The sequence below is a fragment of the Pseudomonas sp. J380 genome, from assembly GCF_009827115.1.
In the GTDB taxonomy this organism is placed as follows: domain Bacteria; phylum Pseudomonadota; class Gammaproteobacteria; order Pseudomonadales; family Pseudomonadaceae; genus Aquipseudomonas; species Aquipseudomonas paracarnis.
The window spans coordinates 3,558,632-3,577,484 of sequence record NZ_CP043060.1 but is presented as its reverse complement, the minus strand read 5'-3'; the positions used below and the strand labels follow the sequence as shown (position 1 = coordinate 3,577,484).

Genomic DNA, 18,853 nt, shown 5'->3' with positions numbered 1-18,853 from the left:
AAGTCAGGCCCAGCGGCGGAAGATCAACGAGGTGTTGACCCCGCCGAAGGCAAAGTTGTTGTTCATCACGTAGTCGTTGTGCATCTGGCGAAAGCCACCTTGCAGGTAGTCCAGCTCGCCGCATTGCGGGTCGACCGCGTCCAGGTTGAAGGTGTGCACGTACTGGTCGCGGTTCATCATCTCGATGCTGAACCACGATTCCAACGCCCCGCACGCGCCCAGGGTGTGCCCCAGGAAACTTTTCTGCGAACTGATCGGCATACGGCTGCCAAACAGGCTGCTGGTGGCCAGGGTTTCGGCGATGTCGCCCTGATCGGTAGCCGTGCCATGGCCGTTCACGTAGCCGATGGCGGACGGTTCAAGACCTGCGTCTTCCAGGGCCAGCTCCATGGCGCGGCGCATGGTTTTCTGTTCCGGGCGGGTGGTGTGCTGGCCGTCGGCGTTGCTGCCGAAGCCGACCAGCTCCGCATGAATATGCGCGCCTCGCGCGAGTGCGTGTTCCAACTCTTCGAGCACCAACATGCCGCCACCTTCACCGATCACCAGGCCGTCGCGGCCGCTGTCGTAGGGACGAGGGCTGGTTTGCGGCGCATCGTTTTTCAAGCTGGTGGCGTACAGCGCATCAAACACCATGGCTTCGGTGGGGCACAGTTCTTCTGCGCCGCCCGCAAGCATCAACGGCAGGCGCCCGAACTTGATTGCCTCATAGGCGTAGCCGATGCCCTGGCTGCCGCTGGTGCAGGCGCTGGAGGTAGGAATCAGCCGGCCCGTGAGGCCAAAGAAGATGCTGATATTTGCCGCCGTGGTGTGCGGCATCATGCGCACATAGGAGTTGGCATTGAGCCCCTCGGCCACCGAGTTGAGCAGCATATTGCCGAACGCCTTGATCTCATCGGTGCTGCCGGTGGACGAGCCACAGGCCACGCCCATGCGCCCGTCCTTGATCGACTCGTCACCCAGCAAGCCGGCGTCCCGCAACGCCTGCTCCGCCGCCCACACCGCCAGGCGCGAGACGCGGCCCATGCTGCGCAGTTGTTTGCGCGTCCAGTGAGCGGGCACGACGAAATCGTCGATAGGGCCGGCCAGGCGGGTGTTCAGTTCGGTGAAACGGTCCCACTCATCCATGCGCCGAATGCCGCTGCGGTTGGCGCGAAAGTTCGCGGCGATGGTGTCCCAGTCGCTGCCCAGGGAGGTCACGCCGGCCATGCCGGTGACGACAACGCGCTTCATCAGCACAGGCCCCCGTTCACGGCCAGCACCTGGCGCGTGATGTAGCCGGCTTCGGCCGACATCAGGAAGTTCACGGCGCCGGCGACTTCTTCCGGCGTGCCCATGCGTTGGGCCGGGATCATTTTCATCAGTTCTTCTACCGGCACGTTTTCATCCAGCATCGCGGTGTCGATCAGGCCCGGCGCCACGCAGTTGACGGTGATCTTGCGCTTGCCCAGCTCGATGGCCAGCGCCTTGGCCGCGCCGATCAAGCCGGCTTTGGAGGCGCTGTAGTTGACCTGGCCGCGGTTGCCGATCAGCCCGGACACCGAGGTGATGCACACGATACGCCCGGCGGCGCGGCGCCGAATCATCGGCATCATCACCGGGTGCAGCACGTTGTAGAAACCATCCAGGTTGGTGCGCATCACCACATCCCAATCGTCTTCCGACAGAGCAGGAAAGGCGCCGTCGCGGGTCAGGCCGGCATTGAGCACCACGCCGTAATAGGCGCCATGCCGCTCCACATCGGCCTCAAGGATCTCTTTGCACGCAGCGCGATCCGCCACGTCGAACTGCAGCACGCGTGCCTCGCGCCCCAGGGCTTGGACCTCGAGCTGTACCGCGTCGGCTTCGGCACGACCGCTGCGGCAATGCAGCACAATGTCATGGCCGGCCTGGGCCAGGCGCAGGGCAATGGCGCGGCCGATACCACGGCTGGAGCCGGTGACCAGTACGGATTCAGTCATGGCGTATCGTCCTTCGATTCATCTAAATAGTTGGCCGCCTGGGGCGGTCGAAATACGTTTAGGCGCGCGCTGGCCTGGATACCGTCGCCGGTGAGGTGGCATTCGAACACACCCATGCCGTTGTCGTCTTCCAGGGAGCGCAGGCCGTGGATATTCAGCTCGGCACCGGCCGGGAAGTGCTCCACGTTGCACTCGAACTTACGTGTGCCCAACAGGAAACCGAGTTCCACGGCCTTGCCTTGCTGGCGTGCATGGCAACCGGCATACGCGGCGACGCTTTGCGCCATCAGCTCGATGCCGACCCAGGCTGGCAGGCTACCGTCAGCACGGTTGAACAGGCCGCCGGGCTTGACGGTGACGCGGGTGTGGATCTGCTCTTCATCGAACGACAGCACCTGGTCGATCAGGATCATGTCGCCCGCATGGGGCAGCAGTTCAGCAAGTGGCCAATCGATCATGGGGCCTCTGCGATTATCAGGCTGACATTGTTACCGCCGAAGGCAAACGAGTTGCTCATCAGGCAGGTTTTTTTCAAGCTGTCGCCGCTGCGCACCCATTGCAACGCGGGCAGCGCCGGGTCGGGATGGCCGTCCCATACGTGGGGTGGCAGCAGGCGATGGGTCAGGCTCAGCCAGCAGAACGCGGCTTCCAGTGCCCCGGCAGCGCCGAGGGTGTGGCCGGTCATGGGCTTGGTCGATGAGCAGGCGACGCCGCCGGGAAACAGGCTGGCGACCGCCAGGCTTTCCATGGCGTCGTTGTGTTGGGTCGCGGTGCCGTGCAGGTTCAGGTAGCCGATCTGCTCGGGCGAAAGCTTCGCGCAGGCTAAGGCCTTGCGCATGGCCAGCAACGCGCCCTTGCCACTGGGCTCGGGCGCAGAGATATGGTGCGCGTCGCAACTGGCGCCGCTGCCCAGCAAGGCGATGGGGGCCGGCTCGCGGCTCATCAGGAACAGCACCGCCGCTTCACCGATATTGATGCCGTTGCGGTTCACCGAGAACGGATTACAGCGCTCGGCAGACACTGCTTCCAGCGCGGTAAACCCGTTCAGCGTCAGCTTGCACAGGCTGTCCACGCCGCCGCAGATCACCGCATCGCACACCCCCAGGTCCAACAGGCGCTGGGCGCTCATCAATGCTCGGGCGCTGGAGGTGCAGGCGGTGGAAATCACATAGGCCGGGCCGCTTACTTTCAACCAGTCGGCGAGGAAGTTGGCCGGGGCGCTGAGTTCCTGTTGCTGGTAATCGTAGTCAGCGGGGAACTGCGTGTTCTGCAGGTAATGGGCAATGCCACGGCTGGCTTCGTCAATGCCCGAGGTGCTGGTGCCCAGCACAACCCCGACCCGGTCAGGGCCATAGGTTTGGATGGCCAGACGAATCTGATCTTCAATTTGCAGCGCCGCTTCCAGCAGCAACTGGTTATTGCGACTGCTTTGCTGGGCCAGTTCCGGGGGCAGGCTCGCCAGTTCGCCGTGTACGGCGGCCACCGGCACTACGCGTTCCGGCACCCAGCCGCTTTCGGCACGCATGCCCGAACAGTCGCCGGCAAACAGCTTGCGGCTGACTTGCGCCTGGCCACGGCCAAGGGCGCAGATCACGCCAAGGGCATTGAGGTAGGCGGTCATCGGCTCACACTCAGCGGGCTGATGCGGTAACTCAGCGGCGGGTCGGCCATGTTCACGCTGAACACCTCCGAAGACTGGTAGACGATCTGCCAGTGGCCCGGCAGCGTGCGCGTCAGGTCCATGGCCTGGGCAGTGGGATACAACGCTGGTACGTCACCAGGCGCGGTCAGGGCAAACAGCAGCGCGGCAAATAGCGTGCGCGCCTGGGGGTTGGGCGGCAGCAAGCCGTCTGCCTGCCACTGCCCATCAAGCAGTTTTTGCCGGGCCAGCGGAATGCCCAGCGGGTCCATCATCGACCAGCGAATCGCGCGGCCTTCGCGCTGGATCACCAGCAGCCAGTCCTGGCTCTGGCCGTCTGCCAGGCGCTGCACATGCAATTGCATCGGCAAGGCCAGGGCCGGCATTTTTTCCGGCAGCGGCGCCTGGCTGGCACAGGCGCTGAGCAGCAACAGGCAACTTATCAACAGCAGGCGCATCATGGGGCCGCATTCTCCACAGGTTTACGGGCCACGCAGTTGACCAGGGTTTCCTCGCGCTGACCCACCGGCGGTGCCTTGCGCAGGCCCCAACGTTCCAGCAGGCCGAAGTCACTGGAACGGCTCCACCACAAGTAAGGGTACGAAATGTTCTGAGCAGCGAACTCAAAGCCCTGCTCGCGCAGCATCTCCAGGTACTCTTCGGCGCTTTTCTGCACATGCATCGGGTGGCGGAACAGCCAGCGAATCACCCAGGTGTCGATGTAGGCTTCGGTGGATTCGGCAAACAGCAGATAGCCGCCCGGCTTGAGCACCCGATAGAACTCCTTGAGTGCGCGATGTTGTTCCACCAGATGATGGAAGGTCTGGTGGCAGAACAGGATATCGACGCTGGCATCCGCTAGGTTGAGGGTCGCGCAGTCGCTGCCGATCAGCTCGACGTCCAGGCCCAGGCGCGCGGCTTCTTCGCGGCTCAGTGCCAGGCTGTGAGGGTCGGCATCCAGGCCGATCAGGCGCGAAGGCGCGAACACCTGATGCAGCAACTGGAAGGATTTGCCCTGGCCGCAACCGGCATCCAGCAACACCGGCGCCACCGGCAGCGGTTCGCTGAACAGGCTGCGCAGGTCATTGATCGCCACGCGCAATACGTGATGCTGCCAGGTATGGCTGCGCAGGAACCAGAAGCCGAAGCGGGTTTCTTCGACGTAGTTTTGACTCAGGTAGTTTTTTTCGACGCCAGGGCTGCTCATACCGCTTCACTCGCACAAATATCCGACAACATCCGCAAGCGCCGCTTCGGCTCGCTGACAAACGGGTTGTGTTCATCCCAGGCGTAACCGGCCAGGATAGAGCTGATCATGCGGCGAATCTCCGGTGAACTGCCAGGATGGAAAATCACGTCCTGGAACGTGCCCGCGTACCAGCCCTCGACGTAGCAACGGAAGGTATCGACACCGCGCTTGAGCGGTTCGGCGAACTCGGTTTGCCAGTCCACCGTTTCTCCGCTCAATTGGCGGTGCAGCACTCCTGCGGCCATGCTGGCCGAACGCATGGCAATGGTCACGCCGGAAGAGAACACCGGGTCGAGGAATTCCGCCGCATTGCCCAGTAGCGCAAAGCCTGGGCCGTGCAGGGTTTTGACGTTGGCCGAGTAGCCGCCGATGGTGCGCGCCGGGGTATCCCAGACGGCATTTTGCAGCACGCCGGACAGGCTTGGGGTTTGCTCGATAAAGCCGCGCAGGCAGGCGTCGAGGTCGCTGTCGGCACCCTCGAAATGCTCTTTGGCTGCGACCACGCCTACCGAGCAACGGCCGTTACTGAACGGGATGGTCCAGAACCAGATATCGCGCTTGGTCGGGTGAGTGGTCACCAGGATTTTGCTGCGGTCAAAGCCTGGGTGTTCGATACGGTCTTCGACGTGGGTGAATACGGCCTGGCGCTGCGGGAAATTCGACGGTGCTTCCAGGTCCAGCAGGCGTGGCAACACACGGCCGTAGCCGCTGGCATCGAGCACGAACCTGGCCTTGAGGTGGTACTCGCTGCCATTCTGGCGGCGCACATGCAAATACCGGCTCTCGGCAGAAAAATCCACGCCGACAATGGTTTGGCCGTAGCGGATTTCCACGCCTTGCAACGCCGCCTGGTCGGCCAGCAATTTGTCGAACTCGCCGCGCTGCACCTGGAAGGTGGTGGGCTTGCCGTTGCTGAAGGTGTCGCTGAAATCAAAGGCACTGTAGCGCTCGCCCCAAGCGAATGCGGCGCCGGTTTTTACCTGGAAGCCTGCAGCTTGCACAGCGTCGAGCATGCCGGCTTCTTCGATGAAGTCGATGCAGTGCGACAGCAGGCTTTCGCCAATCGAGAAACGCGGGAAATGCTCGCGCTCGATGATCAATACATCATGCCCTTTGCGCTTTAACAGCGCGGCCGCGATGGCACCGGAAGGCCCGGCACCGATCACCACCACCTGGCGACGTTCCATTTCAACTGTGGGCACGAGGGCTCCTTGCCGCATGGGCGCTAATCACATTCATAAGGCGTGTTTCTGGCGGCTGGCCCAGGGTGCCAGCATAAAGCTGAACGCCAGGCCCAGGCTGACCGACAAGCCGAAATTGCTCACGGCCGGTGTACTGGAGACGGCCAGCAGGCCGAACGACAACCAGGTCGTCAGCGCCGCCAGCAGCGTTCCCAACAGGCTGACGGCAGGGCCGCCGATCTGCTCGCGCATTAAAATCGCATAGTCGACGCTGATGGCCGTGACCAGCAGCAGGCCAAACAGGCTGAACAAAGTCAGCGGCTGGCCCAGCCAACCGAGGCTGGCCAGGCTGCACAACGCAGCCAGCAGCGGCAAGGCAACGATACGCAAGGCGCCGCCAAAGCCGAAGGGCGCAATCAGCAATAGCACGATCAGCACGCAAGACAGCAACTTCAATTCGGCAGCGCTGATCTGCGTGTCGGCAAACACCCGGTTCAAGTCACCCAAGCGGTCCACCAACTGCACGCCTGGCAAGTCCAGTGCCTGCACCCGCAGCAGCGCCGGGTTGTTCAAGCCTTGCAGGCTGACCATGGCCGCCACGCCACCGTCCACCGGGCCGAGCCACAGCGTGCGCCAAGGCTCGGCCAGCGGGCCTTGCAATGCGGCGCCGATGTCTGCGGTGGGCAGCGCCTGCAACTGCGCCACTTCGGCTTGCAGGGCGCTGAGGGGCACGCCGAGGTCCAGTAGCGGTTGCCAGTGCGGCGCCAGGTTGTTCAGCGCCTCGCGCAACTGTTGTTGTTCGGCGGGGAGGTTGACCAGTTGATTGAGCGCCAGGTAGCCCTGGAGCTTGTCCATCTGCACCAACTGGTCCAAGCGTTTGCCCAGGGCGGCCTGGCGCTCCAGCAACTGCTGCTGATTGTCCGCTCGCACCAGGAAAAACTGGCTGGTGGGCTGGAACCCGGTGATGCGCGCCACGGCCTGGGCTTCGTGCAGCAACTGCGGCGGCGCACCGATCCATTGGCGGATATCGTTTTTAGTGTTCAGTTGCCACAGGCCCGCCGCGCAGAACAGCAGCACCCCCACCAGCAGTACCGAACTGGGCACGCGTTTGAGCAAGGCCGTGCGCAGCTGCCATAGGCTTTGGGCGACACGCAGCGGCCATTGCGCCGGGCGCAGTTCCACGCCCTTGAGCAGCGCGGGCAACAGGCACACGGCACACAAATAGGCACCGACCAAACCGGCAGCCGAAAACACCGCAATCTGGGTCAGCGCCGGGAACGGCGTCCAGGCCAGAGCCAGGTAGCCGATAGCGCTGGTGGCCAGGCTCAGGCTCAGCCCTGGCAGGGTCAGGCGCAACGCCGGCCAACTGCGCCACGGCTGCAGGCTCCAGCTTTTGGACAGGTAATGCAGCGGGTAATCCACTGCCACGCCGATCAGGCTGGAACCCAGCACCAGGGTCATCACATGCATATGCCCAAACAGCGCCACACATGCCACCGCGCCAAACAGCATGCCCACCAGTACCGGCACGAATGCCAGCAACACTCGCCAGCGTCGGAACGCCAGCAGCAGCAATAACAGGATGCCCAGGGTGGCGCCGCCGCCGACCCAGGTCATTTCCCGAGTGGCCTGCTGTTGCCCGTTGGCCGCATAGAGCAAACCGCTGGCGGCGAGCAGTTGCGCGCCGTGTGCGCTGGCTTGCTCGCGGCTGGCCTTCAGCAAGTCCGCCACTTGCAGCGGCAACTTCATGTCGAAGGCGTTGCCGGTAGTGCGGGCCCGCAGCAGCACCCAGCTTTTGCCGTCGGCATCGGCGATCAAGGCGCCGCTGCCGATGTCCATTTGCACCGCACCGTGTTGCGGTTTGCTGTTCTGGATACGCCCGGTGAGGCCGAGCCAATCGTCCTGGCTTGGCACCAGGCTGAAACCGGTGAAGGGGTCGAACAGCGATTGCACGCGTTGCTGGATGAACGCCTCAGGCTGCTGGATCAGTTGTTCGCGGTCCTTGGACGAGAGCATCGACAAACGCCCACGCAGCAGTTGTTCGCGCAACGCTGGCAAGTCGGCTTGCAGGTTCCACTGCACCTTTTCAAACAGGCCGCTGGCCTGCCAACGCTCACCCAGTTGCTGCGCCACGGCCACCGCTTGCTGGCGGTCGGCATGCCCCACCAGTACCAGCATTTCGCGGTTGAGCGGCTCTTGCATGCGCTGTTCGGCTTGCAGTTCCAAGGCGTCCGGCGTGCTGCCGGGCACCAGTTCCATCAGGTTGGCCGACAACGGCGCGCCGTCACGCCACTGCCAGCCTGCCAGGGCCAGCACGGCCACCAGCAAGGTCAGGAACAGGCGCGGCAGCAGGCGCTCACTGGGCAAAGTCGTGTTGCTCCGCATTGCTCAACGGCTGGTCGGCGGTACTGTCCTGCATGCGCAACAGCGTGCTGTCGCCTTGGGTTTCCAGCAGTTCAATGGTGCGCACCAGTGCGCCACCGTCGATATTGATCTGGGTGAACACTTGCTTGAGCAGCAGCGAACGCGGGGTCAGCGTGAGCTTCCATTGTTGGGCCTCGCCTTGCAGTTGCAGGTCGAAGTCGCGCTGCAGGCCACTGCTGTCGCCCTGCAGTACCGCCAGGAACAAACGATTCTGTTCGGCGCCGGCACTCTTGTTTGGTAGTAGTTGCCAGCCATTGGCGTCACGGCGGGCAATGCCTTGGGAGGTGATGCGGTAGTCCTGTTGCAGCGGAGTTTTCAACAGCCACAGCAGGCCGTGATCCTTGGCGAGCACGAAGGTGCCTTTGCTCACCAATGGCTGGGGCAGGGCGCGCAGGTGTTTTTCCTGGGTGAAGTTGCCGTGGATCACGGAGGGTTTGGCAAGCTGATCGCTGAGCTGTTGCAGGTCGAAGGCATTCGCCAGGTTGGGAATGCATAACAACAGGATGAGCAGGAATCCTGTGGGAGCGGGCTTGCCCGCGAAGGACGTTAACGATAACGCGCGTTGCCTGACACTCAGCAGGGCTCTCAGGATCTTCGCGGGCAAGCCCGCTTCCACAGGGGTCAGCATTGCAGGGCCCTTTCGACGGCGTCGGTGAAGACTTTGGGCGAGGCCAGCTGCATTTCGCGGCTGGCGATTTCCACCGCTACTTGCACGGTGCTGGCGCGGGTCAAGCGCTCGCCGCTGGCCAGGTCGGTAATCAGATAGTTCACCTTCAAACGGTTCTCCCATTCCACCAGGCTGGCGCGCACGTTGATGGTCTGGCCGAAGGTCGCGCCGCGTACATAGCGTAGCTGCATGTCGATCACTGGCCAGGCGTAGCCGGCTTCGAGCATCGCCGTATAGTTATGGCCGATCTTGTCCAGCAACGCACAGCGCGCCACTTCCAGGTACTTCACGTAATGCCCGTGCCACACCACGTTCATGGTGTCGATGTCGAAAAAAGGCACAAGGATTTCAGTGTCGCTGTGCAACACGCCAGGGCTACGCATGCAGCCTCCAGTGTTGCGCGGCGATACGTTGCAGGCACAGGCGCAGTTCGCCTTCCAGGGCGCGGTCTTCGATGACCGGCGCAAAGTCCTGGGCCAGTTCGGCGTGCATCGCGGCCAGTGCCGGTGGCAGTGGGCGGGCCTCGGCCTGGGCGCGCAGCCACACGCCTTGGTTGGCGGCGAGCAAGGTCGCGGCGGCGACCTGTTCGGTCAACTCCAGCACGCGGATCGCATCGCGGGCAGCGATGGTGCCCATGCTCACCTTGTCCTGGTTATGGCACTCGGTGGAGCGCGAGAACACGCTGGCCGGCATGGTGTTTTTCAGCGCTTCGGCGGTCCAGGCGCTGGTGCCGATCTGCACGGCCTTGAAGCCGTGGTTGATCATGGCGCGGTCAGCCGGGGCGCCTGAGAGGTTGCTCGGCAGGCCATGGTTGTAGCGTACGTCCACCAACAGTGCGAGCTGGCGGTCGAGCAGGTCGGCAACGTTGGCCACCAGGGTTTTGAGGCTGTCCATGGCGAAGGCGATATGCCCGCCGTAGAAGTGCCCGCCATGCAGCACACGTTCTTCTTCGGCGTCGATGATCGGGTTGTCGTTGGCGCTGTTCAGTTCGATCTCGATGAACGAGCGCAGCCAGTTCAGGCTGTCAGCCAATACGCCGAGCACGTGGGGCGCGCAGCGCAGCGAATAACGGTCTTGCAGGCGATGCAGGGGGGCGGTGGGCGCGTCGATGGCCAGATCCTTGCGCAGCCACGCGGCGACTTGCATCTGCCCAGGGTGTGGTTTGGCGGCGAACAGGCGCTCGTCGAAGTGTTCCGGGTTGCCTTGCAGCGCCACCACGTTGAGCGCGGTGATGCGCGTGGCCAGTTGCAACAGATAGTCGGCGCGGGCAAAGGCCAGGCAGGCCAGGCCGGTCATCACCGCGGTGCCGTTCATCAGTGCCAGGGCTTCCTTGGGCCGCAGTACCAGCGGCTGCCAGCCCAGCTCGCGGTGCACGTCGGCCGACGGACGGCGTTCGCCACGGAATAGCACCTCGCGCTCGCCGGACAAGGTCGCGGCCACGTAGGACAGCGGCGTCAGATCACCACTGGCGCCCACCGAGCCTTCTTCCGGGATCAGTGGCAGCACATCGTTTTCGAGGAAGGCATGCAGGCGTTCCAGCAGTTCCACACGCACCCCGGACACGCCATGGCACAGCGACTGCAAACGCGCCGCCAGCACGGCGCGGGTGGCTTGGGCGTCGAGCAACTTGCCCAGGCCGCAACCGTGAAAGGTGTACAGATGACGCGGCAAGGCTTCGACATGTTCCAGCGGCACCGCTACCACGCAGGAGTCGCCGTAGCCGGTGGTCACGCCGTAGATCACACCTTCCTTGTCCAGCAGCGAGTCGAGGAACTGCGCGCCCTTGGCGATGCGTTGGCGGTACGCGGCATCGTCCTGCAGGCGAGTGGGTACCTGGCGGTTGGCCAGGGCCAGCACGTCTTCGATGCGCAGGGGGCGTTCACCAAAGGTGATGGGCTCAAGAGGCGTCGTCATCGGTCTTCCAGAAAGGGTAAAAGTTGAACCATTGTTGGGGCGCTTGCAGGCAGAACTGGCCCAGGCGTGCGGCGTAGCGGGCGGTCCACAGGGCGATGACCTGCTCGCGGGTACTGCGCTTCCACTCGATCAAATCGGCAAAGGGCTCGATAGTCAGGCGATAGCGGCCCTGGTGCTTGAGACACATCAGCAGATTGACCGGGCATTTGAGCAAGCCCGCCAGCAGCCATGGGCCTTGGGGAAATGCCGCCGTATGGCCGAGGAAGTCCACGCGCACCGTACGCCCGCCGTGCAGCGGGATGCGGTCGCCGGCAATCGCCAGCCACTCGCCATCGTCCAGGCGCTGGCTGAGCAGCAGCATGGTGGCCGGGTCCAGTTCGCTGACCTGGATCAGGCGCAAATGGGTCGCGCCGGCCTCGCCCAGCAGACGGTTGAAACGCTCGGCGTGCTTGGTGTGCACCAGCACATTCATGGTGACCTGCTCACCAATCTCCGCGAGGGCGCGGCACACTTCCAGGTTACCCAGGTGCGCGCCCACCAGCATTTGCCCGCGCTCGCCACGCAGTTGGCTGCGTAACTGTGCCGGGTCGTTGATTTCGATTTGCTCCAGGCGCAGCTTGCCGTTCCACACGTCCAGCTTGTCGAGCAGCGAATCGGCGAAGGCCATGAACTGGGCAAAGACTGTGCGGTGGCTCGGCAGCAAGTCATCGCGCCCGCTCCATTGCGCCAGCCGCTGCTGGTATTGCCAGGCGCTGTGGCGTGCGGTGCGGCCGAACAGGAAGAAGTAAAAGACGATGCTGTAGAGCAACGGGCTCAATAGGCGACGGCCGAGGACTTTGACCGCGACCGCGGTGAATTTCATCAGCCAGAAGCTGCCGCGCTCCTCGCGGTCGGCCCAATGCTTGGTGCTGTCGTTCATGCTTGCCACCGTCGCCACAGGATCATCGGCGCGCGCACGAGCATGCCGAAGAACAACCGCGTGTGCATGGCGCTGATGCGCAGGTTGTCACGCAACAAGCGAAAGTGCGACAGGCCGTCGGTGGGGTAGTGCACCTGGGTGGGCAGCCAGCGCATCGGCTGGTTGCGCCAGGCCAGGCGTACCAGGATGTCCGAGTCGAAATCCATGTGCGTGCCAATGTAGGCCGAGTCCATCAGCGCCAGGGTCGGCGCCAGTGGGTACACGCGAAAGCCGCACATCGAGTCGCGAATCTCAAGCGACAGGGTATTGATCCACACCCACACGTGGGTCAGGTAACGTGCGTACAGGCGACCCTTGGGCACGCTGTCGTCGTATTCAGGGTAGCCGCAGATGACGGCGTCGGGGTGCTGGCGTGAGGTGTGGATAAAGGTCTGGACTTCGCGCAGGTCGTGCTGGCCATCGGCGTCCACTTGCAGAGCGTGGGTATAGCCCAGGCGCGCGGCTTCGCGAAAACCGGCCATCACGGCGGCGCCCTTGCCCTGGTTGCTGGGCAGGGTCAGCAGGGTGACGTTATCCAGCGTCGCCAACTGCGCCAGCACGGCTGCGCACGCGGCGCTGCTGCCATCGTCCACCAAGAGGCAGGGCAGGCCGCTCTTCAGCACACTGTGGACCACGGCCGGCACGGCGGCTTCGTGGTTGTATACCGGGATCAAAGCGCAGGGGTTATGCATATTCAAAGCCTGCGCAAACCCCGTGGCGAGGGAGCTTGCTCCCGCTGGGCTGCGAAGCAGCCCCAATGGAGGCGACCGAGATCATCCTGGGAGTGGGTGATGCCTGGGTTGGGAGCGCTTCGCACTCCAGCGGGAGCAAGCTCCCTCGCCACAAGAACAGGTTATGCATACGCGGCCTCCAGCACGATCCGCCCGCTTGAGCACGCTGCAACCCCATTGCGATAGGCGAAGTACAGTTTGCTACGCTCCCGATCAAAGCGCAGATGCAATTCGATGTGATCGCCCGGGCGCACCAGTTGCTGGAACTTGAGCACTTCCATGCCGGCGAACCGGGTTGGCAGGTCGAGCAATTGTTGGCCCAGGTTGAACGCCCATTCCACCTGCACCACCCCCGGCAATACCGGGGTGACCGGGAAGTGCCCGCTGAAATAGGCCAGGTCCGGTGGGATGCTCAGTTGCAAGGTCCATTCACCTTCGGTTTCGATTTGTGCCAACACCTCAGGCCCCTTGGGGCGAGGCGCCAGCAACAAGGCTTCGATATCGGCCTGGGGCAATTTGCCCTGGCTGTTCAGCGGCAGTTGGCGCAACAAGCGCCAGCGGCGTGGCAAGGCCAGGGCTTCGCAATGTTGGCTCAGGTGCTGGCGCAGGGTCTGGGTGAGCGTGCGGCGTCCCTGGTTGCGCAGGGCATGCAGCCCCGCGTCGGTGAGCACCACCACGGCACCCAGGGACGCACGGTTTTCCTGCACCACGCCCAGGCGGGTGTCGGCCACCCATTCATGGGCGATCAGCGCTTGTTCCAACATCGGCAGGGAGATGCGTTTTTCTTCCAGCTTGACGATACGGTCCAGGCGGCCCAGCAGTTCGAAGCGCCCATCGGCATGCAGGCGAACGGCGTCGGCTGTCTGTTCGACATGCCCTTCGGGCAAGTACTTTGAGGCGATGCGTAAAGCGCCGTCGGCATCCTGGCTCAGTTGCACGTCGGCAAACGGCTGCCAGGGTTGCGCACCCTGGCGCCAGGCGATGCCGCCGGTTTCCGAGCTGCCGAGGATTTCTGTGGGCCATTGCTGTAAACGGTTGTAGAGGCTGCCGGCCGCATCAACCGGCAACGCGCCACCGGAGGAAAATACCCGTGCAACCTGGCTCAGTGCCGGCCAGTCGAGGTTGTCGCCCATGCGCTTGAGCAGCGCCGGGCTGGCCACCCAGGCAAATTGCGGGTGCTCACGGCTGGCGCGCTGCATGTCTTCGGGGAACGCCAGTTGCTTGCGTACAAAGGTGCGGCCGGCACACAGCGGCCACAACACGCGAAACAGCAAGCCGTAGATATGCTGGGTAGCGACGCTGCCGATGATGCAGGCGTCCTTGAGATCTTTGCCCCACAGGGCTTCCAGCGCCTCTACTTCATTGGCCAACTGGCGCAGGGACTTGTCGATGCGCTTGGGCTCGCCGCTGGAGCCGGAGGTGCACAGGCTCAGTTGGCAGTTGTCCAGATCGAGGGCGGCGGCACTCAAGGGCGCTTGATACAGCGCGTCCAGGTCGCTGGCTTCGACCAGCCAGGCATCCACGGCGTCGGCCCAGCGCTGGCGCGTCTGGGGTTGCAGGTCGGCGGGCAGCAGTACGCTCGCACCGGCCCGCCAGGCGCCCAGCAGCGCAATCGCCAGCAGGCCGGCGTCTTCCAGGTGCACGGCCAGGCGCCGGATACCCCGGGCCTTGAGGCCTGCGGCGAGGCTCAGGGAGTGCTCGCACAGTTGCGCGTGATTCATGAGGGGCTCGGCGGTCACCCCGCGATCTTGCAGTGGCTCAAGCAGCAAGTGCTCAAGTTTCAACCCTTTCATACGCGGCCTCGAACCCTTTGTCGTACCAGCCATTCCACGGCAAACAACAAGCCCATCAACCCGTAGGCGATCAGGCCGTTGTACAACGTCCACCAGCTCAGCGGCGCCCACAGGGTGAGCGCGGCGGCGAGCAGGCCATTACAGAGAAAAAACACACTCCACACCAGGGTGACCCGGCGGGTATACACCACCGCGTGGGGCGGCAGGTGCGGGTCGGTCATGCGTGCCAGGCGCTCGACTATCGGCGGGCCGTACTTCAGGCTCAGGCCGAACAGCGCCAGCATGAATCCGCTGACCAGGCTCGGGTACCAGCGCAGCCACTGGGGGTTATCGAACCATGCCAGTGCCAGGCAAAACACGATCACCACCACCGCCATCCAACGGCTGCCCGGGCGCCGCGCAGCGGTGAACGCGCGCAACAGCCACAGGCTGCCCAGCAGCAAGCCGAACTGCCAAGGTGCAAAATGCTCGGTGCCGTAATACACCGCGAAGGGGTACAGCAGCCCCGCCAATAACAGGCCAAGGCCGATCAACCGGCTCATGCGGCGGGCTGGACCAGACGGTACACCGCCTCTACCACGTCGTTCACCGTGCGTACCGCCTTGAACTCTTCGGCGGCGATTTTCTTGCCGGTCTGGCGCTTGATGTGGTCGATCAGGTCCACGGCGTCGATGCTGTCGATTTCCAGGTCCTGGTACAGGTTGGCGTCGAGGGTGACGCGTTCCGGGGGCAGTTCAAACAGTTCCACCAAGGCGTCGCGCAGGGTGTTGAAGATATCGTCACGAGTTTGCATGGTACGGTCTCAAGCTGCCTGTCGGGCCGTGACGAACGCCGCAAGGCTGGCCACGTTGGTGAAGTGATTGCGGGTGTCCTTGGCGTCGGCATCGATTTTGATGCCGTATTTTTTCTGGATCGCCAGGCCCAATTCCAGCGCATCGACCGAATCCAGGCCCAGGCCTTCGCCAAACAGGGTCTGGTCGCTGCCAATATCGTCGGGGCTGATGTCTTCCAGGCCCAGGGCCTCGATGATCAGCGTCTTTATGTCGTGCTCAAGGCGGTGTTGGTCGCTCATCTTCGGCGAGCTCCTTAATGAAATAGTGATGCAGGTGATCGTTGAGCTTGCGTGAAGCCTGGGGCGCGGGCCCGACTGCGGCAAACGCTTGTGGCTCTATATCGGCGCCCACGCGCAAACTGAAGTGAAATCGACGGTGGGGGATGCGATACCAGGGTTCGGCCTTGGTCAGGGTGGTGGGGCTGACCGTGATCACCACTGGCGTGATGATTGTCGCACCGCGCAGCGCAATGGCCGCACCGCCGCGATGAAAGGCCGGCGCCGCGCCCGGCGTGGTGCGGGTGCCTTCGGGAAAGATGATCAGCGTCTGGCCGGCGCGCAGGGCATCGGCTGCGGCATCGAGCATATCGGCACTGCCGTCGTTGCTGATATAGCCGGCATCGCGTACCGGGCTGCGGGTGAACGGGTTCTGGAACAGGCTCTGCTTGACCACGCAGTTGGTCTGGCGCATCAGGCCGATCAGGAACACCACGTCGATCAGCGACGGGTGGTTGGCGACGATCATCTGGCCAGGGCGGCCAAGCTTTTCGGCTCCCTCGACGCTGTAGGTGAGAATGCCCAGGCCCTTCATCAAGCGAATGAAAAACCAGAACAGGCAACTGATGGTGTGGCGTGCGCGCCGTTGATGCTGGCTGGCATCGCCCGGCAGGCAACTGAGCAGCGGAAACACCAGCAAACGCAGGCACAGCCCGCCGATGCCAAACAGGCAAAAGCTGAGGGCCGTGGCGAACAGGCGCCAGTAATAGGCCTGCCGTGGCTTGTGGGTCAGGGCTTGCGTTGCCAGTTCCATACTCGGTTCTTCCAGGCATGTTGGCAGGCGCCCTGTTCGGTCAGCAGGGTGCGCAGCAGGTTCAGGGCGTGGGGCCACTGGGTTTGAGTGAGTTGGACAGTGCCGGTGGTGAGTTCCAGTTGCCACTCGTCGCCCGGCGTGAGCAACAGGCCGAGGGCATAGGGGAACGGCACATCCGTAATCCAGCTGGCGTAGGCGTGGGGCGGTTGTTCTTCAGTGATCACCAGCAATACGGCAGCGGCGTCTTCGTTGAGCAGAGCGGCGGCTTCGAGCAGGCCATGTTCGAGGCCATCGCCGGCGGCGGCGAGGGCGGTCATCTCGCTGGTTTCATTGCGCAGGATCGACCACAGGCCAATTACCGCGTTATGCACCGACAGGCTGAACTGAGTCGGCGACAGCGGCTGCTCGTTGGCCAGGTCGCTGAGGATGTCCAGCGTACGCGGGGTTTCGCCGTGGCGGGAAATAAACACCAGTGGCAGGTCTTCAAGGCCCTCGGCCAGCGGCCAGCCGACGCTGAATGCCATGCGCGCCAGCCGGCTCAGACGACGGCGCTGCATGGCTGGCAAAAATGACACATCGGGGGACGCTTCGCTGACAGGCGGCAACACCGGGTCCCGGCACCAGGCGTACCAGTCGTCCGCACTCGCAAGGCCAGGAGCCCAGGCGCGCCATTGGGCGATGTTGAAGTTGATCACTGAGAAGTTATCCCGCCCCTGCGGGCTTCCATGTGCGGCCAATGGCCCCGGATTCCGGGACAGGGAGCAATGGCCGTATGGCGCGCATTATCCCGGTGCCGTGGGGTTCTAGCAAATAGTGGTGAAAGTTTGTTCACTATTGATCACAAATAAGTTGGAAGAATTTACAGATTATCGGCGAGCGAAGGCCGGACTCGATCGGTGCGCGGTTTCCATTCATTTGTGAGCCAGACAGCGCGTAAGGATGAACGAGGTAGCTAACCGGCGCTTTTGCGCTCTACACTCGGGGGATTCATTGATACACGGAGGTTTTTCCATGCGGCGCGTGGTGTTCAATCAAAAAGGCGGTGTGGGCAAGTCCAGCATCGCCTGCAACCTGGCGGCGGTCAGCGCCAGCGAAGGTTATCGAACCCTGTTGGTGGACCTCGATGCACAGGCCAACTCAACCCAGTACCTCACCGGGCTGACGGGCGACGACATCCCCATGGGAATCGCGGATTTTTTCAAGCAAACCCTGTCGACGGGGCCGTTTTCGAAGAAAAACAGGGTAGATATCTACGAAACCCCGTTCGATAACCTGCATGTGATCACCGCCACCCCGGAACTGGCCGACCTGCAGCCCAAGCTTGAGGCCAAGCACAAGATCAACAAGTTGCGAAAGCTGCTGGATGAACTGAGCGAAGATTACGACCGAATCTACCTGGATACGCCTCCAGCGCTGAATTTTTACGCGGTTTCAGCGCTGATTGCCGCCGATCGCGTACTGATCCCTTTCGATTGCGACAGCTTTTCCCGCCAGGCCCTGTATGGCCTGCTGGCTGAGATCGAAGAATTGAAGGACGACCATAACGAAGGCCTGGAAGTGGAAGGCATCGTGGTCAACCAATTCCAGGCACGGGCGAGCCTGCCGCAACAGATTCTCGATGAGTTGATTGCCGAAGGGCTGCCGGTACTGCCGGTGTACCTGGCCAGCTCCGTGCGTATGCGCGAGTCGCACCAGGAGAGCAAGCCGCTGATCCACCTGGACCCACGGCATAAGCTGACGCAGCAGTTCGTAGACCTGCACAACCTGCTGGAAAACGCCTGACCCAACAGGCAACACCGAACACGGTGGGAGCCGGGCTTGCCGGTTACGGCCTGACAGCCCACGCTGATCGAGATGAGGCACCGCGATCCAAATGTGGGAGCTGGCTTGCCTGCGAAGATATCGACTCGGTGTGCCTGAATCACCGAGTTGACTGCATCGCAGGCAAGCCAGCTCCCACATTGACCGAGTTGATTGAGGGGGATGTTTACACCCCCTGGCTGCTCAACCAACTCATCAACTGCGGCAACGGGAATGCCCCGCTCTGGCGCGCCACTTCGCGGCCGTTCTTGAACAGAATCAAACTGGGAATCGAGCGAATCCCCAACTGCGCCGACAACTGCTGGTTAGCTTCGCTGTCCAGCTTCGCCAGCCGGCACTTGCCTTCCAACTGCCCGGCTGCCTGTTCGAATACCGGCGCAAACGACTTGCACGGCCCACACCAGTCGGCCCACACATCGACCAAAAGCGGCAGGTCGCCCTTGATCTGGCTGGCATAGTCGCCCTGTTTCAAATCAAAGGGTTTGTTCAGCAACACCGGCTGCTTGCAACGCCCGCACTTGGGCGCGTCACCCAGGCGTTCGCCGGGTATACGGTTGAGGCCGTTGCAATGAGGGCAGGGGATGACAAGAGGTTCGGACATCGGAGGCTCCTGGGGTTTGGCCAGTTGGGTATTTGGTGTCGAGACAGAGGTTTAT

Annotated in this window: 21 protein-coding genes; 1 reads left to right on the top strand and 20 read right to left on the bottom strand. The window is 63.1% G+C overall.

Going from position 1 to position 18,853, the window contains the following annotated elements:
* Positions 1-3: 3 nt before the first annotated feature.
* The 19 genes from FXO12_RS16210 to FXO12_RS16120 form a co-directional block, all read right to left on the bottom strand.
* Positions 4-1,230 (bottom strand): beta-ketoacyl-ACP synthase, encoded by a 1,227-nt coding sequence (locus FXO12_RS16210; protein WP_014716588.1) that lies wholly within the window; start codon positions 1,228-1,230, stop codon positions 4-6.
* Entirely contained in the window at positions 1,230-1,958 is a 729-nt protein-coding gene (gene fabG / locus FXO12_RS16205; protein ID WP_057975401.1) for a 3-oxoacyl-ACP reductase FabG, read from the bottom strand. The genes FXO12_RS16210 and fabG overlap by 1 nt, the downstream gene beginning before the upstream one ends.
* Complete coding sequence (locus FXO12_RS16200) at positions 1,955-2,416, bottom strand: hotdog family protein (RefSeq protein WP_054919435.1); 462 nt, start codon at positions 2,414-2,416, stop codon at positions 1,955-1,957. Before FXO12_RS16200 ends, fabG begins: the two co-directional genes overlap by 4 nt.
* Positions 2,413-3,579, bottom strand: coding sequence for a beta-ketoacyl-[acyl-carrier-protein] synthase family protein (locus FXO12_RS16195; protein WP_054919432.1), 1,167 nt, complete (start codon positions 3,577-3,579; stop codon positions 2,413-2,415). The genes FXO12_RS16200 and FXO12_RS16195 overlap by 4 nt, the downstream gene beginning before the upstream one ends.
* The gene (locus FXO12_RS16190) at positions 3,576-4,058 is read right to left on the bottom strand and encodes a hypothetical protein (RefSeq protein ID WP_057975402.1); all 483 of its coding nucleotides are present in this window, start codon (positions 4,056-4,058) and stop codon (positions 3,576-3,578) included. The genes FXO12_RS16195 and FXO12_RS16190 overlap by 4 nt, the downstream gene beginning before the upstream one ends.
* Positions 4,055-4,804: a class I SAM-dependent methyltransferase gene (locus FXO12_RS16185; RefSeq protein ID WP_054896214.1), complete on the bottom strand. Its 750-nt coding sequence runs from the start codon at positions 4,802-4,804 to the stop codon at positions 4,055-4,057. The genes FXO12_RS16190 and FXO12_RS16185 overlap by 4 nt, the downstream gene beginning before the upstream one ends.
* Positions 4,801-6,048, bottom strand: coding sequence for an NAD(P)/FAD-dependent oxidoreductase (locus tag FXO12_RS16180; protein ID WP_057975403.1), 1,248 nt, complete (start codon positions 6,046-6,048; stop codon positions 4,801-4,803). The genes FXO12_RS16185 and FXO12_RS16180 overlap by 4 nt, the downstream gene beginning before the upstream one ends.
* 33 nt (positions 6,049-6,081) lie before the next feature.
* Positions 6,082-8,412: an MMPL family transporter gene (locus FXO12_RS16175; RefSeq protein WP_057975404.1), complete on the bottom strand. Its 2,331-nt coding sequence runs from the start codon at positions 8,410-8,412 to the stop codon at positions 6,082-6,084.
* Entirely contained in the window at positions 8,384-9,079 is a 696-nt protein-coding gene (locus tag FXO12_RS16170; protein ID WP_082631501.1) for an outer membrane lipoprotein carrier protein LolA, read from the bottom strand. Before FXO12_RS16170 ends, FXO12_RS16175 begins: the two co-directional genes overlap by 29 nt.
* Positions 9,073-9,501, bottom strand: coding sequence for a thioesterase family protein (locus FXO12_RS16165; protein ID WP_057975405.1), 429 nt, complete (start codon positions 9,499-9,501; stop codon positions 9,073-9,075). The genes FXO12_RS16170 and FXO12_RS16165 overlap by 7 nt, the downstream gene beginning before the upstream one ends.
* Positions 9,494-11,032 (bottom strand): histidine ammonia-lyase, encoded by a 1,539-nt coding sequence (gene hutH / locus FXO12_RS16160; RefSeq protein ID WP_057975406.1) that lies wholly within the window; start codon positions 11,030-11,032, stop codon positions 9,494-9,496. Before hutH ends, FXO12_RS16165 begins: the two co-directional genes overlap by 8 nt.
* Positions 11,016-11,951 (bottom strand): glycosyl transferase, encoded by a 936-nt coding sequence (locus tag FXO12_RS16155; RefSeq protein ID WP_014716599.1) that lies wholly within the window; start codon positions 11,949-11,951, stop codon positions 11,016-11,018. The genes hutH and FXO12_RS16155 overlap by 17 nt, the downstream gene beginning before the upstream one ends.
* The gene (locus FXO12_RS16150; RefSeq protein WP_054919420.1) at positions 11,948-12,682 is read right to left on the bottom strand and encodes a glycosyltransferase family 2 protein; all 735 of its coding nucleotides are present in this window, start codon (positions 12,680-12,682) and stop codon (positions 11,948-11,950) included. Before FXO12_RS16150 ends, FXO12_RS16155 begins: the two co-directional genes overlap by 4 nt.
* Before the next feature lie 161 nt (positions 12,683-12,843).
* Positions 12,844-14,514, bottom strand: a complete 1,671-nt coding sequence (locus FXO12_RS16145) for an AMP-binding protein (RefSeq protein ID WP_057975407.1) — start codon at positions 14,512-14,514, stop codon at positions 12,844-12,846.
* On the bottom strand, positions 14,511-15,056 hold the full coding sequence (locus tag FXO12_RS16140; protein ID WP_057975408.1) for a hypothetical protein: 546 nt from the start codon (positions 15,054-15,056) through the stop codon (positions 14,511-14,513). The genes FXO12_RS16145 and FXO12_RS16140 overlap by 4 nt, the downstream gene beginning before the upstream one ends.
* Positions 15,053-15,307: an acyl carrier protein gene (locus FXO12_RS16135; RefSeq protein WP_003187949.1), complete on the bottom strand. Its 255-nt coding sequence runs from the start codon at positions 15,305-15,307 to the stop codon at positions 15,053-15,055. Before FXO12_RS16135 ends, FXO12_RS16140 begins: the two co-directional genes overlap by 4 nt.
* Before the next feature lie 9 nt (positions 15,308-15,316).
* Entirely contained in the window at positions 15,317-15,586 is a 270-nt protein-coding gene (locus FXO12_RS16130; RefSeq protein WP_034125597.1) for a phosphopantetheine-binding protein, read from the bottom strand.
* Positions 15,564-16,376 carry a 1-acyl-sn-glycerol-3-phosphate acyltransferase gene (locus tag FXO12_RS16125; RefSeq protein ID WP_060772850.1) on the bottom strand — a complete coding sequence of 271 codons (813 nt, stop codon included), beginning with the start codon at positions 16,374-16,376 and terminating at the stop codon, positions 15,564-15,566. The genes FXO12_RS16130 and FXO12_RS16125 overlap by 23 nt, the downstream gene beginning before the upstream one ends.
* Positions 16,352-17,071: a beta-ketoacyl synthase chain length factor gene (locus FXO12_RS16120; RefSeq protein ID WP_057975410.1), complete on the bottom strand. Its 720-nt coding sequence runs from the start codon at positions 17,069-17,071 to the stop codon at positions 16,352-16,354. Before FXO12_RS16120 ends, FXO12_RS16125 begins: the two co-directional genes overlap by 25 nt.
* Positions 17,072-17,387: 316 nt before the next feature.
* Between FXO12_RS16120 and FXO12_RS16115 the strand changes: the two genes are divergently transcribed.
* A complete protein-coding gene (locus FXO12_RS16115; RefSeq protein ID WP_034125599.1) occupies positions 17,388-18,158 on the top strand; it encodes a ParA family protein in 771 nt (256 codons plus the stop codon).
* A gap of 205 nt (positions 18,159-18,363) precedes the next feature.
* Here FXO12_RS16115 and trxC read toward each other — a convergent pair whose 3' ends face one another.
* Positions 18,364-18,798 (bottom strand): thioredoxin TrxC, encoded by a 435-nt coding sequence (trxC, locus tag FXO12_RS16110; RefSeq protein ID WP_054896225.1) that lies wholly within the window; start codon positions 18,796-18,798, stop codon positions 18,364-18,366.
* Positions 18,799-18,853 lie beyond the last annotated feature (55 nt).

Coding starts and splice junctions, on each gene's coding strand:
- FXO12_RS16185 (WP_054896214.1), bottom strand. CDS start 4,804: ATGAGCAGCCCTGGCGTCGAAAAAAACTACCTGAGTCAAAACTACGTC.
- FXO12_RS16130 (WP_034125597.1), bottom strand. CDS start 15,586: ATGAGCGACCAACACCGCCTTGAGCACGACATAAAGACGCTGATCATC.
- FXO12_RS16210 (WP_014716588.1), bottom strand. CDS start 1,230: ATGAAGCGCGTTGTCGTCACCGGCATGGCCGGCGTGACCTCCCTGGGC.
- hutH (WP_057975406.1), bottom strand. CDS start 11,032: ATGACGACGCCTCTTGAGCCCATCACCTTTGGTGAACGCCCCCTGCGC.
- FXO12_RS16200 (WP_054919435.1), bottom strand. CDS start 2,416: ATGATCGATTGGCCACTTGCTGAACTGCTGCCCCATGCGGGCGACATG.
- FXO12_RS16115 (WP_034125599.1), top strand. CDS start 17,388: ATGCGGCGCGTGGTGTTCAATCAAAAAGGCGGTGTGGGCAAGTCCAGC.
- FXO12_RS16155 (WP_014716599.1), bottom strand. CDS start 11,951: ATGAACGACAGCACCAAGCATTGGGCCGACCGCGAGGAGCGCGGCAGC.
- FXO12_RS16140 (WP_057975408.1), bottom strand. CDS start 15,056: ATGAGCCGGTTGATCGGCCTTGGCCTGTTATTGGCGGGGCTGCTGTAC.
- FXO12_RS16195 (WP_054919432.1), bottom strand. CDS start 3,579: ATGACCGCCTACCTCAATGCCCTTGGCGTGATCTGCGCCCTTGGCCGT.
- FXO12_RS16175 (WP_057975404.1), bottom strand. CDS start 8,412: ATGCGGAGCAACACGACTTTGCCCAGTGAGCGCCTGCTGCCGCGCCTG.
- FXO12_RS16125 (WP_060772850.1), bottom strand. CDS start 16,376: ATGGAACTGGCAACGCAAGCCCTGACCCACAAGCCACGGCAGGCCTAT.
- FXO12_RS16170 (WP_082631501.1), bottom strand. CDS start 9,079: ATGCTGACCCCTGTGGAAGCGGGCTTGCCCGCGAAGATCCTGAGAGCC.
- FXO12_RS16165 (WP_057975405.1), bottom strand. CDS start 9,501: ATGCGTAGCCCTGGCGTGTTGCACAGCGACACTGAAATCCTTGTGCCT.
- FXO12_RS16190 (WP_057975402.1), bottom strand. CDS start 4,058: ATGATGCGCCTGCTGTTGATAAGTTGCCTGTTGCTGCTCAGCGCCTGT.
- trxC (WP_054896225.1), bottom strand. CDS start 18,798: ATGTCCGAACCTCTTGTCATCCCCTGCCCTCATTGCAACGGCCTCAAC.
- fabG (WP_057975401.1), bottom strand. CDS start 1,958: ATGACTGAATCCGTACTGGTCACCGGCTCCAGCCGTGGTATCGGCCGC.
- FXO12_RS16150 (WP_054919420.1), bottom strand. CDS start 12,682: ATGCATAACCCCTGCGCTTTGATCCCGGTATACAACCACGAAGCCGCC.
- FXO12_RS16145 (WP_057975407.1), bottom strand. CDS start 14,514: ATGAAAGGGTTGAAACTTGAGCACTTGCTGCTTGAGCCACTGCAAGAT.
- FXO12_RS16135 (WP_003187949.1), bottom strand. CDS start 15,307: ATGCAAACTCGTGACGATATCTTCAACACCCTGCGCGACGCCTTGGTG.